Raw genomic sequence first — 15,252 nt, forward strand, 5'->3', positions numbered from 1 at the left:
ACGTTGTCGAAAATGAAATCCTCGCAGAGAATACCCCTCCATCCGGAGGTTCCGAATTTAATGCGACCCATGGCATAGCTCTCCTGATTCTGATGTGATTGGACACCGCTTAAGAATACCACGTCACCTAGGAAAAGATACGGGACGGTTCCCCTCTTCCCGCGCTATTTGCCCTGATCCTCATCCCAAAGAATCGGTGGCTCATAATCGGCGATATCCGCCACATAGGGACAATCCGCCGGCAGGACGCCGAGGCCGATGATCCGTTCATCAAGCAGGGTACAACCTGGACGGGCCGTCTGTCGCTGCACATAGACGGTGCACAGGCGGGTGGCCAGATCAAGTTTTTCGCAGGGGCGATCGGTATAAAAAATCCGCCCCTCAAAGTCGATTTTTTCAAAGCAGCAACGCCCGCAACGGCGGCAGCGCGCTTCCCATTCGGCATGTGCGGTCACAAACAATCCTTTCGAAAATTTTCCCGGTCCCTGGCCCATTTACTGGTTGACTCACCAACAGCGACGCATTAGAATGCGAAATTCTGAGTACAAACGCAAAAGAAGAATTTCAAGGAGGAAACACCCATGCAGTGCCAGACTGTTCTCCCCGGTACCGAATGCACCTTCTGGGCGAAATCGGGTTGCACCTTTGAAGGACATTCCTGCCAGGTGGTCGTCGCCGATTGTGAAGGCTGTGAGCGCATCGTTGACGGAACCATCGGCAAGGTCTGCTCCGCCTACCCCGCGCCGCAGAAGAAATGGGCCGGCGGCCTGTGCAACTTCGCCACCCACCGCAAGATCGAAATCAAGATCGCCGACACCAAGATCAACCCCCTCAAGGCCTCCAAGAAGGCTTCGGCGAAAAAGAAGTAATTCTGTCTCCTGGAATGCTTCCCCGGGCAGGCAACCTTTGGTTGCCTGCCCGTTTTTTTTTTTGCCCAATCACAGGAAAAGGGCGACGATCAACGGCAGGATAAAGGCAGTGATCAGCCCGTTGAGGCCGATCGCCAAACCGGACACGGCGCCGCCGAGCCGATCGACTTCGAGCATGCGCGCCGTGCCGATGCCATGCGCGGCGGTACCGACCGCCAAACCCATGGCCGCGGGATCACGCACGCCGATGAGACGGCAGAATTCCGGGCCGCAGATCGCCCCCAGGCAGCCGGTCAGCACCACCAGGGCCGCCGTCAAGGGCGGCAGGCCGCCGATCTTTTCGACAATCCCGATGGCAATCGGCGTGGTCACCGATTTCGGCGCCAGGGACAGAATCACCTCGCGACTCCCCCCCAACAGCCAAGCCAGTCCCGACGCCGACAGAATGGAGGCCAGGGCGCCCGCGGTGATCCCCAGCAAGATGGGCACCTTGCGCTCCAAGATTTCCCGCCGCCGCACATAGAGCGGCACGGCCAGGGCCACCACCGAAGGCCCGAGGAGAAACAGCACGAGGCGCCCGCCCGCGACATAAGCCTCATGGGGAATGCGAAACGCCAGCAAAAACCCGATAATCGCAACAATCGACACGGCGACGGGATTGAAAAAAATGCTCCCCGTGCGCACATAGAGCTTCTGGGCCAGGGCGTAACAGGCCAGGGTCAGGGCCACGCCGAACAAGGGAGAATAGAGCAGCTCATCGATCATCGGCGCCCCTCCTGCGGTCAAGCCTCAGGGCAACCCGGCCGGTCACCGCCATGACCACGAAGGTGCTCAGTACCATCGCGGTGACGATGGGCAGCCATTCGGCGGAGATCAGGTCGAAATAAACCATGACGCCGACGCCGGCGGGAACGAAAAACAAGGCCAGATGGGCGAGCAGCAACTCGGCGGCCTCCTGAATCCACTGAACCTTGATCCAGCCCAGGCCCAGGGCCGCCAACAGCAGACCCATGCCGATGACATTGCCGGGTATGGGGATTTTCAGGCCGCGGGAAATCACCTCACCAAGCAATTGCATGATCAACAAAATCGCCATGCCCCGCACCATGAAATCGCCCTCCGCGCAAACGCCCCGGAAATCCTTATCCGTCCTGCCCCAGTTCGGCCTTGAGCCCGGCCACCACCGCCGCCACTTCGTCACGGATATCCGAGGCGCCGGCAGCCGTTTCATGCAACAGAAATTTCTGGAACCAGTCGAGCGCCTGGCGCGGCTGTTCCCGATCGAGGCAGATATTGCCCAGCGTCATATAGGCAAAAGAAAAGCCCGGGTCCAGGGTCAAGGCGGTGCTGCACTCGGCCTCGGCCCCTTCCAGATCGCCCGTGTCATAATAGATTTCCCCCAGATTGTAATGCGCCTGGGCATCATCCGGGTCGATCTCGACCACGCGGCGATACTGAGCCACCGCTTCCTCGGCCCGGCCTTGGGCATAAAAGACATCCCCCAGGGAATTGCGGGCAAAAATCGAATCTGGATCGATGGCGAGGGCTTTCTCATAGCAGTGTTGCGCTCTTTCCATATCCTCGCGATGAAAATGCACCAGCCCGCAACTGACCCAGGCATCGGCCTCCTGGGGCTCAAGGGCCAGAATCTTCTGGTAGATTTCCAGAGCTTGCTCGGCCTGGCCTTCCTCGAAACACAGATCCCCCAGGGCATACTGGGCATCGAGATCCTCGGGATCCAGCGCCATGGCTTTTTCCAGGTGCTTGCGCGCCTCGGCGACCTTGCCCTGCTCGGCCAAAGCCTCACCGAGAGCCGCGTGCACCTCGGCGCGATCGGGGCATTGCTCGAGAACCTGGCGGAACAACCGCGCCGCGTCAGCGAATTCCCCGGTTTCCAGGGCGGCCCGCCCCTTGATCAACAACTGCTCGACTTCCTGCATAATTCCCTTATCCTTTCACTGGTTACAGCTATTTTCTTGAGATTTTTCCTAATAGCCGAGATCCTCGTTGATCAGGCAGACCAGCATCTCGGTGGCGCGGGGCTTTTTGTCGATGATGGTGGTGATGCGGCAGATGCGATCCGGCGCATTGCAGTCGCTACACAGGCCGGTGGCGGCGCAGGGGGTCTTGAAGTTAAGGCGGCGGGCATTGGGCGGACAGGCCGTTTCCTTGACGCGGCGCAGGGCGGCATCGAGGTCCGTGCAAATTTTGTTGACCCCGGCCACCACGATCACGCGACGCGGGCCGAAGGCCATGGCGCAAACCCGATTGCCCGTGGCATCAATGTTGACCAACTGCCCCTTGAGGGTCAGGGCGTTGGTGCTGGTGAAAAACAGATCGCAGGACTGCTGGGCCGCCATGATTTGGCGGCGCTCCTCGGGACTGAGCCCCGCGCGGCCATGCACCAGGGTCTGCTTGTCCGCCGCCGCGCAGCGCGCGGGCAGATCCAGCGCGGCGAGGGTCATGGAGCCGCCGAACCCAACCGTGCGCGCCTCGTCGGTCTGTTGCAGCAAAAAGGGCAACGCCTCCTCGGCGGATTCGCAGACCTGCACGGCAAAACCATTGCGCTCCAGGCCGCGCGCGGCCTCTTCCAGAAGCTGGCGGCGGTGCCAGCGCTTGTGTTCGTCCATCAGTCCGGCTCCTCTCCGTGCAGAATTTCGTCCATGACCTCCAGTCCCGCCAGCAGACCCAGGGGCGTGCCGGCCACCTTCTCCACCGGCACGCCCAGGGCCCGCTCCAGATCGATGAGGCTCAGATCGTCAAGCAGCAAATCCTCGCCGTCCCTGACCAGCACATCCGGCAGAAACAGCGCCTCGCCAAGGGGCTTGCCGCGCAGTTGGTCAAGAATGTCGCGCCCGGTCAACAGACCGGTGACGCTGACCTGGCCGCCGAAAAAGGCGTTTTTCACCACCTGCACCTGGATGCGCACACCCGTCTTGCGGCCCAGCTCGGCGGCGAGATGCCTGAGCTCCGCGGCGGCCGATTCTCCGGTCACCAGGGAAACCGCCTTGAGGGTCAACGGGCGGGCCTGCTCCAGGGCATCGGCGGTCTCCTCGCGAAACAGGGCCACCATGCCGACGCCGTTTTCCCACTGAGGGAAATCCTCGTAACAGGCTGTGGCGGGAAAATCACGCTCGGCCTTGAGATAGAGCTCATCGGCGGCGAAGACAAAACGGCTGCCACCGGCGGCCAAAAAACGCTGCTGCAGATTTTCGATGGTGTCGAGAACGTCCCTGGCCTCCTCGCGGCTTGGCACCCGCAGATCGGGAAGACGCAGGCGAAAGCCGGTCAAGCCGACCGGCACCACCGCCAGGGAGCGCACGCCGGGAAAGAGTTGGTGCAGATCGTTGATGGATTTGACCAGTTGCTCGCCGTCGTTCAGGCCGGGGCAGAGCACGATCTGGGTATGCAGTTCGATCCCGGCGTCGATCAGCCGCCGCAGCAAAGGCAGGATGGCGGGAGTCTGCTTCCCGAGCAGGCGGTTGCGCAGGGGCTCGTCCGTCGCGTGGACCGAAACATAGAGGGGCGAGAGCTTCTGGGCGATGATCCGCTCGATCTCTTTCTCGCCGACATTGGTCAGGGTGATGTAACTGCCGTACAGAAAGGAAAAACGGTAATCCTCGTCCTTGACGTAAAGGGTGCGGCGCATGCCGCGCGGCAACTGATGGACGAAGCAGAACAGGCAATTGTTTCCGCACTGGGTCGGCTCGGGATGCTCGAATTCGATGCCGAGATCCTCATCCTCGCCTTTTTCAATGTGCAGATCCCAAATCTCTCCCTGGGACTTTTGCACTTCGAGAACAAACTCCGACGCTTGCCCGCAGTAGAGGTGAAAGTCGAGCAGGTCACGCACTGGTTGACCGTCAACGGCCAACACGGCGTCACCGGGCTCGAGTTCGAGTTCCTCGCCGATGCCGCCCGGATGGATTTGGGTAATTTTCAGCATGAAGCCGGTTGGGTCCCTCGCCAAAGACAAAGGCCCCCGTCGGACGCGGTACGTCTTCGGACGGGGACCTCTGATTGTTGCGACGACTGCGGAAAGGGGTTAGTCCTTGCCTCCATGCAGACGGAAATTGCCGTCCGAGGAGGTGATGGCGGCAATCGCGTGTTTGTAGAGCAGAATGTCGCCGCTGCTGTCCACAAGAACGCAGAAGCTGTCGAACGACTTGATGTAGCCGACGAGCTTCTCTCCCGACATCATGGTGATGTTGACGTGGACCCGCTCTTTGCGGGCCTGGTTGAGGTACTGGTCCTGAATGTTGAACGGGGTCTTCGCCATGTCCACTCCTTCTCAGCGCACATTAAGAATAAAAATTTTCAATCAACTGCTGGATTGTAGCAAACTCTCTCAAGGAATCAACCCAAATTATTTCAGGGTCTTTCTGAAACCAGGTCAACTGGCGTTTCGCGTACTGCCGAGTGTGTAATTTAACGAGTTCCAGCGCCTCTTCGCGGCTGATTTCCCCCCTGAGGCAGGCGATCATTTCGCGGTAGCCGAGGGTGCGCATGGACTTGAGAGAAGCATCGTAGCCGCGGGCGAGCAGCGCATTAACCTCCTCGAACAACCCCTCCTGCACCATGGCGTCGACGCGCTGGTCGATGCGCTGGAACAATTCATCGCGCGGCGGCATGATCCCCAGCTTGAGCAGCGCATAGGGACGATCCTCGAACCCGTGGCTTTGCTGAAGTTCGGAGATCGGTCGCCCGGTCAGGGTAAAGACCTCCAGCGCCCGCACCACACGCACCAGGTTGTTGGGATGAATCCGCTCCGCCGCCAGGGGATCGACCTGGCGCAACCGTTCCCAGAGCGCCATCGGACCTTGCTCTTCAGCCAGGGCATGCCAGCGCCGACGCAGGTCTTCGTTTCCCGAAGGCGCATCCAACAGGCCCTCGGTGAGGGCGCGGATATAAAAACCCGTGCCGCCGACAACCCAGGGCCGCCGACCGCGTCCCGCGATGTCATCGACCAGGGCGCGCCCGCGCACGGCAAAATCGGCCGCGGAAAATTCCTCATCGGGATCGACCACATCGAGCAGATGATGGGGGACCAGCGCTTGCTCCGCCGGACTGGCCTTGGCCGTGCCGATATCCATGCCGCGAAACACCTGGCGGCTGTCGGCGGAGAGCACTTCCAGGGGCCAGTGCCGGGCAAGGCGCAAAGCCAGGGCCGTCTTGCCGCCTCCCGTTGGACCGCACAACACCACCAGGGGGATTTTTTTCGGTTGCGCCATGTGCCCTGTCCTCAACCCCGCCGGAACATGCGCTCCACGTCGCCCAGGGTCAAGCGCGCCTGAACCGGGCGGCCATGGGGACAATGCGCACTGAAGTCAACCCCGTCGAGATCGTTCAGCAGCCGCTGCGCTTCTCCAGGGGCCAAGGCCTGGTCGGCCCGCACCACGCCATGACAGGCCAGGCGCATGAGAACCTCATCCAGAGCATCGTCGGCGACGCCGCTTTGGCTCACGCCTTCCAGATCGGCGACGAGATCGCGCAGCAGCCCTTCCACATCCGTCTCGGCCAGGATCGCCGGCAGGGCCTTGACGGCAAAGGACTTTCCACCGAAGGGCTCGATCTCGAAGCCGAAGCGCTCAACCAGCGGCAAAAACTCCTCAAGCACCGCCGCGGCCTTGAAGTCGAATTCAATGACCAGAGGAAACAACAGACTCTGGCGCGCCGGCGCGCCGCGCCGGAAATCCGCGCGCAGTTGTTCAAAGCGAATCCGTTCATGGGCGGCGTGCTGATCGATCAGAATCAGATCGTTGCCGTCCTGGCAGAGCAGATAGCCGTTGCGGTACTGGCCGAGATAGCGCAGGGAGGAAAAAAATCCTCCTCGGTCCCCCGGCAATGGCGGTGTCCGCGCCGGAGCAACGGCAACCGGCGGCCGCATGCTTACATCAGGCGCGCGGGGCACGATATCCGGTCGTTGCCCATAAGCACTCAACGCCTCACCGATGCGATGCCGCGCCGCTTCGGCGGCATCGCATCGGTTATGGGTCGGCTCCTTGACCTCCCCGCTGGTCGTCGGGAAGGTCTGAGGTTCGGGTGGGGGCCGCAGGCCCGGCGAACCTTTCAGCACCTGCCGCACGGCCTCGGCGATAAAATCATGGACCCGACCCTGATCGCGAAAGCGCACCTCGTGCTTGGTGGGGTGCACGTTGACGTCAACCTCGGCCGGATCGATCTCCAGAAACAGCACCACTACAGGATAGCGCCCCTTCATCAGCAGGTTGCGGTAGCCCTCGAGAACCCCGTGCTGAACCACCCGGTCACGCACATAACGGCCGTTGATGAACATGTAGATGGCGCTGGTTGCGGAACGATTGACCGTCGGCGGGCAGACAAAACCACTCAGATACAGTTCGCCCGCCCTGCCCGCCTCGACCGGCACCAACTCCTTGAGCAGGGAACGCCCCAGGAAAGCCGCGATGCGCTCATCGAGACGACTGCCGCGGCGCACCTCGAAGAGCTGCCGCCCATTGTGCACGAGCCGGAAACGCACGTGCGGATGGGCCAGAGCCTGCTTGGTGACCACATCGGCAATATGGCCGAGTTCCGTTTCATCGCGGCGCAAAAACTTGCGGCGCGCCGGGGTGTTGAAAAAAAGGCTGCGCACCTCGATGCTGGTGCCGCGCGGCAATCCCAGATCCTGACTCTTGCGGACACTGCCCCCTTCAAGATAAATCTCCACGCCCTCGCCCTGCTCGTTGGCGCAGGTACGCAGGGTCAACCGGCTCACCGAGGCGATGGCGGGCAGCGCCTCACCGCGAAAGCCCAGGGTGGTCAAGGCGGCAAGATCCCGCGCCTGGCGGATCTTGCTGGTGGCGTGGCGCTCCAGGCAGAGAAAGGCGTCATCGCGGGCCATGCCCTCACCGTCGTCGGTGACCCGCATGAGCTTTTTTCCGCCGCCTTCCACCTCGACCAGAATATCGCCCGCGCCTGCATCCAGGGCGTTTTCCACCAACTCCTTGATGACGGATGCCGGTCGCTCGACCACCTCCCCGGCGGCGATCATGTTGCAGAGGTTTTCAGGCAGGATGCAAATTTTGCTGCTCATGGACGATCCAAGAAAAAAAGCCGCGCACCAGCAGCGGCCCTTGCGTTGGGTTGATGCGAACCGGCATGCCGGTCAGGCGAGGGGACAGGATTTCATCTCAAGGCGTTCGAGCATCGACTCGATCTGCTCAAGCCCCTGATCGAGATCGACTTCCTCGCTGCGGGGTGCCGCGTCACCATGCAGATCCAAAGCCTTGGCCATGTCGATGACAATTTTCTCGTCAATCTGCTCCCGGTTAAGCAGCGCCCCTTCGAACAGACAGTTATCGCAAAGGGTATTGATGAGACGCGGCACCCCGCCGGCATACTGGTGAACCGCGGCAATGGCATCGTCGTCAAACACCATGCGTTGCCCGCCGGCGATCCGCAGACGATGCCAGATGTAGGAGGCCGTGTTGCCGGCGGTCAAGGACGTGAGCTCGCAGCGCATCGCCACCCGTTGCGCCAGGGGCGGATCGAGGCGCAAATTCTCCTCGAGCTCCGGCAGGCCGAAAAAAAGGATGTTCAAAAGTTTGCGGCCGGGGATCTCAAGATTCAACAACCCGCGGAACTCTTCCATCAACTCACGGGTTTGCAGCATCTGCGCCTCGTCGATGAGGATCACCGCCCGGCGTCCCTGGGCATCGATCTCCAGCAGGCGTTCGTAAAGCTGGCGCAGAATCACCAGACGATCGTTTCCGGGTGTCGCCACGCCCATTTGCAGGGCGATATGGGACAAAAGCCACTCGGGCGTGATGCCCGAATGCACCATGATCAGCAGGCTCGACTGATAACGTTCCGTTCCGAGAAGGTCAAGCATGCGCCGGGCCAGGGTGGTTTTGCCGGTGCCGATGCCGCCCACCACAACCGCCAGACCCTTGTTGGAATCAACGGCAAAACGCAGGCGCCGCTGCGCCTGCTGGTGCTGTTCGCTGTCGAAATAAAATCGGGCATCGGGGGCATTGGAAAAAGGCTCCTGCTCAAACCCGAAATGTTCAAGATAGCTCATGCCTCATGCCCCTTGCGCCGCCCGTGACTCGTCACAGATAGGAAACCCGTCCCTTGTCGTCTCCCCCGCCCAGGCCGAGTTGACGGCGAAGCTTGCGAATCAGTTGCGAGACCTCGCGGAAGGAAGGATCCTGGGCGGCGACTTTCTCGAAATAATTCAGGGCATCGCGCGGCAACCCCCGCCTTTCGTGAAGCTGGCCCAGCTCAAAATAGAGGTTGCACAGATCGCCCTCGGCGATATCCGGCAGCAAGAGGGCCGACTTGAAGGCTTCCTCGGCTCCGTCCAGATCGCCCTTTTCCGCCAGACAGATTCCTTTCAAGGTCAGGGAATCCAGGCGCCGCGTCATATTTTTCATGGCTTGGTCGAATTCGGCAACCGCGTCGTCAAGAAGGCCCATTTCCTTGAAGGCAATGCCTAGGTTGAAATGAGTTTCGGCGTCGCCCGCGTCGATCTGGCTCTCCAGCACCTTCTTGAAGCGGCTGAGATCGCCCTCCAGGCGCGCCTGCTCCACATGGCTCAAAGGCGCCGTGGTCGCGGCACGTGGGGTTGCGGTCGATGAAGGCTGGAGTTCGGGTTCCGGTTCCAGGTCGAATTCCAGGTCGGGCAACTCATCGGAGAAAAAGTCCAGACCACCCTCCTCCGGCGCAGCCGGCGGGGCTTCAACGACTCCAGGGGCTGACTCCTGATCCGCCGTCGGAAAGTCAGGCAACTCGATCAACTCAAGTTCGCCGGAATCCGCGTCGAATGCATCTTCGCCCTCGGCCAGATCGCTGATCTCTTCGGAGAACGAGGCTGCGGGCGGCTCATCCCCATCAAACTCCAGATCGAGCTCCAGATCATCCTCCATGAGCGGTGTTCCGATGGCCGTCGGTTCCGTCGCAGGCTCGGACTGAACCGGTTCCTCGATAAGAAATTCCTCGGGCAGGTCCATGACGAGATCGGCCTGCTCGTCGCGCGGCGCCTCTGCCACCTCCGGCTCAAGATCGAGGGTAACCGGAAAATCGGCGGCGCCGACAAAGGGATGCCGCTCACGCTCATCTTCCTCCAGGAATTCGACCAGGCTGGCGTCGCCGGAAACGGCCATGAGGTCGAACAGCTTGTCGCCTTCCCCCAGGGCCTGGTAAAGACCCTTGAGGCCGTTGACGACGCGCGTATCCTCGGGCAGGGCTTCGTGAAGCTTCTCGTAAAGCTCCTTGAGCAGATCGGTGCGCTTGGCGGCCAGGAAATCCTCGCGCCAGAGTTCGAGTTTTTCCAGGGCTTCCACGGGTTTTTGCGCCTTGAGGCAGGCACGCAGGTAGCCTTCACGGATATTCGCTTCGGCCGGATTCAGCTTGAGCAGGCTCTCGCAGGCGGCTCGTTCGCTCTCGAAATCCCCCAAGCGCTGAAACCCCGCCGCCAGATGGCGCAGCAACTCAGGATTCGCGGCTTGGGCGGCGTGAAGCTTTTTCAGCCGTTCGACGCCCTTGGCCGCATCGCCCGCATCGATCAGGGCGCGAGCATGACCGATACGGATGTCCATATCGTCGGGAAAAAGGGGCTGAAATATTTCGTGGAGCTTAAGGATTTTCGCGGGGTCGCGCTTGGTTTTGAGCGCCTTGAGAATATCGCGGAATTCGGCTTGCCCCTTGTCCTGCATCCCGGCGCGGGCGTAGGTTTCGGCAATCTTGACCCGGATGTTGAGATTCTCCGGATCGACCTCCTTCATTTTTCGCAGAATGTTGACGGCTTCGGGCAACAAGCCCTGCTTTTCGTAATGATTGACCAGGCTTTTGTATTCCGCCAGGGAATTCCCGATCAACCCCTGCCGGGCGTTGAGTTCCGCCAAACGGTGGTACAGATCGATCCGCGCGGGATCGATTCTCTGCATCTGCTTGTAAACGGCGATCGCTTTGAGAAAGAAACCGTTTTCCGAAAAATAGCGCGCGACGGCCTCGTAATGCTCCTGCGCCTCCTTGGGCATTTTGGCGCGCACGAAGAGATCGGCCAGCTTCTGGCGGTTACGAATATCCTTGGGGTCGAGCTCGACCACCCGCTGATAATCCTTGATCGCCTTGGCCACCTGCCCCTTGAGGAGGTTTTTCTGGGCGGAGGCGATCAATTTCTCTTTATTCGACAAACCGGTTCCCCCCTTTTCTATAAACGCCTATTAATGATATAGAGGGACAAAAGGACTGTCAAGGCTCCTAAAGTTCTCCCAGACGTAAAATTTCGTGGCGCGTCAGGGGGCGAAACTTCCCCACCTCCAGATCGCCAAGTTCGAGAAAGCCGACCCGCAGGCGCTTGAGTCGCACCACGGGATAGCCGACAGCCTCGCACATGCGCCGCACCTGGCGGTTGCGCCCCTCGCGCAGCACCAGTTCGAACCAGGTGTTGCTCGCCGTGGTCCGCACCCGCTCAACCACCGTCGGCAGCGTGGGACCGTCATCCAGGCGGACGCCATTTTCCAGGCGGCGGCGCGCCGCGTCGCTTAGCAGCCCCCGTACCTTGACCAGATAGGTTTTGTCGACCTTGTGGCGCGGGTGAGCCAGGCGTTGCGCCAGGGCGCCATCGTTGGTCAGCAGCAGCAGCCCCTCGGTGGATGCATCCAGGCGTCCGACGGGAAACACCCGGGCCGGGCAGTTCTTGATCAGATCCGTGACGATGGGCCGTCCCTGGGGATCGCTCAGCGTCGTCACATAACCCGCTGGCTTGTGCAGTAGCAGGTAGACCTTCTCCTCGGCGCGCGGCAATTCGCGCCCGTTCACGCAAATGCGATCGCCTTGCGGATCGGCCTTGTCGCCCAAGGCGGCGATGCGCCCATTGACCGAAACGCGCCCGGCGGCTATCCATTCCTCCGCCTGACGGCGCGAACCCAGGCCGGCGGCGGCGATCAGCTTTTGCAAACGCTCCATCATGCCCCCCCGCCGTCGCAGGACCTATCCATCAGCGCCCAAAGAGAAATTCAATGGCGCGAAACACCATGAATTCCTGACGACCCGCCATGAAACCGACGATGCCGAACACGATCGGCGCAAGAAACAGACGATACAGATCGGTGAAGAAAATCAGAAAAATGATGAGAATGAATCCGAACGGCTCGATCCGCGCCAGCAGCTCAGCCTGGCGCCGCGGCAGAACGCCGACCATCACACGGCCGCCGTCGAGAGGCGGCACCGGCAGCAGGTTGAACACCGCCAGAATGATGTTGATATACAAACTGAATCCGGCCATGAGCGCCAGGGGTTCGAGGACATGAAACGCCATTTTCTGGCTGGCGGGCACGAAATCGGCGGCTAAGAGAACACCGCGCAAGACAAAAGCCGAGACAATCGCCAGAAACAGATTGGCCAGGGGCCCGGCCAGGGCCACCCAGATCATATCGGTTTTGGGGTTGCGCAAATTCTGGAAATTGACCGGGACGGGCCGCGCCCAGCCAAAACCGAAAATCAGCAGCGCCAAGGTGCCGACGGGATCGAGATGCCGGACGGGATTGGGCGAGAGGCGTCCGAGCAGACGCGCCGTCGGATCGCCGAAGCGGTCGGCAAAAAAACCGTGAGCGACCTCATGGATGGTCACCGCCATGAGCGCCGGGACCAGCATGATGGATATTTTTGCAACAATGGTTTCCATAAGGTTTCAGACTAGGGGAAAAAGAACCACGGGTCAATTGCTTACCGCGGCGCTTCGAATTAGGGCGTGGTGCCCGAACGGTTCGGCCTGGCCATCTTGCGTCGCACCAGATCCACCTCATCCTCGCGGCTGACCACCTTGCCGTCAATTCGCGCCAGGAGCAGTTGCTGGAGAATTTCCCGGTACCGCGGGCCGGGCGGCACGCCCAGGCTGCGCAGATCCCCACCGCCGAGCAGGGATTTCTGACCGCGCAACCGGGTGACATAAAGGGAGATCCAGCTGCGTGCCTCCTCGCTCTCCAGCAGGGCCATGAGATAGAGCAGAATCTCCGTGTCGAAGGGCTGAAGCCATTGATGGATTTCACTGTCCAGGGGACGCTTCTTGCGTCGCTTGGCGCAAGCGAGGAGCTGCCGCAGGGTGGCGCGCGCCAGGTGCCGCTGCTCGATGAACAAGGGGCGCCAGCGTCCGGGAACCGCCAGCCGCTCGCACATACCCAATACGGCGTCATCGTCGAGATCGCGAATCAGGCACAGGAAATACACCGGCCAACGCCGGCAGGGAAGTCCGGTGTAGAGTAATTCATACCAGTTGAGGGCCCGATCGGCCCGTTCGAACACCTCGCCGCAGTCCTCGTCGACCTCCAGGCCGGGATGAAGAAACTTGAGCAGGTCCAGCCGTCCCAACCGCTCCACTGCCGGAAAGGGGCGCGCTTCTTCGAGAATGTGAATGATCTCGTTGAGCAGACGCGGGCCGCCGATGCGATCGAGAAAGCCCATGCGCACCGCGCTGCGGATGAGATGCTCGGTCTGCTTGCCGATCTGAAACCCCAGGCGCTGCTCGAACCGCACCGCCCGGAACACCCGCGTCGGGTCTTCCACGAAACTCAGGTTGTGCAGCACGCGAATCGCCTTCTCGCGCAGGTCGCGCAAGCCGCCGAAAAAGTCGAGCAGTTCACCGAAACGCCCGCCGTTAAGGATGATGGCCAGGGTATTGATGGTAAAATCGCGGCGATAGAGATCGAGCTTGAGGGAGGCGGTCTCGACGGTGGGCAGGGCGGCGGGCTCCAAATAGTATTCCACCCGGGTCGAGGCGACATCGACCTTGAAGTCATCGGGGAAAACGATCACCGCGGTGCCGAATTTTTGGTGGCTGCGTACCCGGCAGGCATGTTCGCGGGCAAAGGCTTCGGCAAAAGCGATACCGTCACCCTCGACGACAATGTCAAGATCCAGATTGGGCTCTTCCAGCAACAGATCGCGCACGAAGCCGCCCACGGCAAACACCTTGAGCCCCAGGGCGTCGCCGATGCGGCCGAAATCCTCGAGCAGGCCGCGCACCCGCGTCGGCAGCTGCTCGCGGATCATGCGCACCACTTCGCGTTTCTTGAGGTCGGTCAGGCCTCGCCCGCCGTCGGGCTCGCGACCCTGTTCGCCGCGCGGGCCGCGATCGACCATGTAACGCAGCAGATCGGTGCGCGTAATGGCCCCGACCAGGTGGCTGTCGGAAAGCACTGGCACGAAGCGCTGGTTGCGCCCGACGATCAACTCCTGCAACTCCTCCACCGGCGTGCTCGGCACCGCCGTGGCGAAATCGCTCTCCATGTATTCGGCGGCAGCCACCTCGCCCAGGCCGTGATGGGCGGCCTTTTCCATCATCTGGCGGGTGAGAATGCCCAGCACCCGCCCGTCCTCCACCACCGGTGCTGCGTTGATGTTGTAGCGCGTCAGAAAGGCCCGGACTTCCTCGATGGTGGCGCGGGGACTGACGGTCTTGACCGGATAGGACATGAGATGGCGCGCTTCGACGCGTGGATTGACGTGGCGCTGCAACACGCTGTTGAGCCGTTCCAGCACCTGCACCAGGGTTTGTCCGCGCACCGCGGCGGAGGCGGCGAAGGCATGTCCGCCGCCGCCGAATTCCGCAAGAATTTCGCCGACATGCACTTCGGGCAGGCGCGAGCGGCCGACCATGAACACCCGATCGCCCATGCGCACCGCGACAATCAACGCCCGAAGGTTCTCCATGTCGCGCAGCTTGTGGGTCAGCACCGCCAGATCGCCGACGAAATTTTCCGTGGAGGCGTGGGCGATGCTCACGTCAAAACCGTGAACGTTCAGGACGATGCGACTTGCGATCAGTTCGTGCAGCAGGGACACCTGCTCGGCGGTCATCTCGTAGGTGAGAAAGTCGGCCACGGCGTCAAGATGGGCGCCGTGTTCCAGCAAAAAAGCAGCGGCGTGGTAGTCCGCCACCGTGGTGGAGCTAAACATGAGGTTGCCGGTATCCTCATAGAGGCCCAGCATCATCAGGGTGGCTTCGTCGCTGGTGGGATGGATGCCGCGCTCCTGAAACAGCCGGCAGAACACGGTCACCGTCGAGCCGACGGGCTCGATATGCTCGACGCTGCCCTTGAGGTTGCCCTCCCCGCCCGGATGGTGATCGAAGATATGCAGTTCGACCCCCTGGCGCTGGGCCACCTCGCCGAAGGGTCCGATACGCTCGGCCTGGCGCACGTCGACCAGAATCAGCCGCTTGATGGCCGCCAGATCGATATCCTTGATGCGCTTGAAGGCATAGGCGTAGCTGGCGCTTTTCAGGAAGAACTCGCGCAGGCTGCGCTCCTGGGCGCCGGCGAAGGCCATCTCGGCCCTGGGATAGAGCTTCTTCGCCGCGATCATGCCGCCGAGGCAGTCGAAATCGGCGTTGATATGCGTGGTGATGACGTCCATTGCG

15 protein-coding genes are annotated in these 15,252 nt (G+C 61.4%); 1 reads left to right on the forward strand and 14 read right to left on the reverse strand.

All coding sequences use genetic code 11. The features are described 5' to 3' along the window. Positions 1-164: 164 nt before the first annotated feature. Positions 165-455, reverse strand: coding sequence for a hypothetical protein (locus tag QAT43_RS04155; RefSeq protein ID WP_305041780.1), 291 nt, complete (start codon positions 453-455; stop codon positions 165-167). A gap of 126 nt (positions 456-581) precedes the next feature. On the opposite strand from QAT43_RS04155, the gene QAT43_RS04160 reads away from it, so the two are divergent. Continuing rightward, a complete protein-coding gene (locus QAT43_RS04160) occupies positions 582-869 on the forward strand; it encodes a PxxKW family cysteine-rich protein (RefSeq protein ID WP_305041781.1) in 288 nt (95 codons plus the stop codon). 69 nt (positions 870-938) lie between these two features. Here the strand turns inward: QAT43_RS04160 and QAT43_RS04165 are convergent, their stop codons facing one another. The 13 genes from QAT43_RS04165 to QAT43_RS04225 form a co-directional block, all read right to left on the reverse strand. Then, positions 939-1,634 (reverse strand): LrgB family protein, encoded by a 696-nt coding sequence (locus tag QAT43_RS04165; RefSeq protein ID WP_305041782.1) that lies wholly within the window; start codon positions 1,632-1,634, stop codon positions 939-941. Further along, a complete protein-coding gene (locus QAT43_RS04170; protein WP_305041783.1) occupies positions 1,624-1,965 on the reverse strand; it encodes a CidA/LrgA family protein in 342 nt (113 codons plus the stop codon). The genes QAT43_RS04165 and QAT43_RS04170 overlap by 11 nt, the downstream gene beginning before the upstream one ends. Positions 1,966-2,011: 46 nt before the next feature. Next, a complete protein-coding gene (locus tag QAT43_RS04175) occupies positions 2,012-2,809 on the reverse strand; it encodes a tetratricopeptide repeat protein (RefSeq protein WP_305041784.1) in 798 nt (265 codons plus the stop codon). A gap of 48 nt (positions 2,810-2,857) precedes the next feature. After that, positions 2,858-3,499, reverse strand: coding sequence for a lactate utilization protein (locus QAT43_RS04180; RefSeq protein WP_305041785.1), 642 nt, complete (start codon positions 3,497-3,499; stop codon positions 2,858-2,860). Further along, positions 3,499-4,815 (reverse strand): DUF512 domain-containing protein, encoded by a 1,317-nt coding sequence (locus tag QAT43_RS04185; RefSeq protein WP_305041786.1) that lies wholly within the window; start codon positions 4,813-4,815, stop codon positions 3,499-3,501. Before QAT43_RS04185 ends, QAT43_RS04180 begins: the two co-directional genes overlap by 1 nt. A 99-nt stretch (positions 4,816-4,914) precedes the next feature. Further along, positions 4,915-5,148: an RNA chaperone Hfq gene (gene hfq / locus QAT43_RS04190; RefSeq protein WP_305041787.1), complete on the reverse strand. Its 234-nt coding sequence runs from the start codon at positions 5,146-5,148 to the stop codon at positions 4,915-4,917. Positions 5,149-5,170: 22 nt separating this feature from the next. Then, positions 5,171-6,100: a tRNA (adenosine(37)-N6)-dimethylallyltransferase MiaA gene (miaA, locus tag QAT43_RS04195; RefSeq protein ID WP_305041788.1), complete on the reverse strand. Its 930-nt coding sequence runs from the start codon at positions 6,098-6,100 to the stop codon at positions 5,171-5,173. Between the two features lie 11 nt (positions 6,101-6,111). Next, positions 6,112-7,923, reverse strand: a complete 1,812-nt coding sequence (gene mutL / locus QAT43_RS04200; RefSeq protein ID WP_305041789.1) for a DNA mismatch repair endonuclease MutL — start codon at positions 7,921-7,923, stop codon at positions 6,112-6,114. Positions 7,924-7,995: 72 nt separating this feature from the next. Continuing rightward, entirely contained in the window at positions 7,996-8,910 is a 915-nt protein-coding gene (locus QAT43_RS04205; RefSeq protein ID WP_305041790.1) for an ExeA family protein, read from the reverse strand. A 31-nt stretch (positions 8,911-8,941) separates the two neighbouring features. Continuing rightward, the gene (locus tag QAT43_RS04210) at positions 8,942-11,008 is read right to left on the reverse strand and encodes a tetratricopeptide repeat protein (RefSeq protein WP_305041791.1); all 2,067 of its coding nucleotides are present in this window, start codon (positions 11,006-11,008) and stop codon (positions 8,942-8,944) included. An 85-nt stretch (positions 11,009-11,093) separates the two neighbouring features. Beyond that, complete coding sequence (locus QAT43_RS04215; protein ID WP_305041792.1) at positions 11,094-11,804, reverse strand: pseudouridine synthase; 711 nt, start codon at positions 11,802-11,804, stop codon at positions 11,094-11,096. Positions 11,805-11,832: 28 nt separating this feature from the next. After that, the gene (locus tag QAT43_RS04220) at positions 11,833-12,519 is read right to left on the reverse strand and encodes a site-2 protease family protein (protein WP_442900202.1); all 687 of its coding nucleotides are present in this window, start codon (positions 12,517-12,519) and stop codon (positions 11,833-11,835) included. Positions 12,520-12,578: 59 nt separating this feature from the next. Continuing rightward, a complete protein-coding gene (locus QAT43_RS04225) occupies positions 12,579-15,248 on the reverse strand; it encodes a CBS domain-containing protein (RefSeq protein ID WP_305041794.1) in 2,670 nt (889 codons plus the stop codon). Positions 15,249-15,252 lie beyond the last annotated feature (4 nt).

This window comes from Geoalkalibacter sp. (assembly GCF_030604225.1).
GTDB lineage: Bacteria > Desulfobacterota > Desulfuromonadia > Desulfuromonadales > Geoalkalibacteraceae > Geoalkalibacter.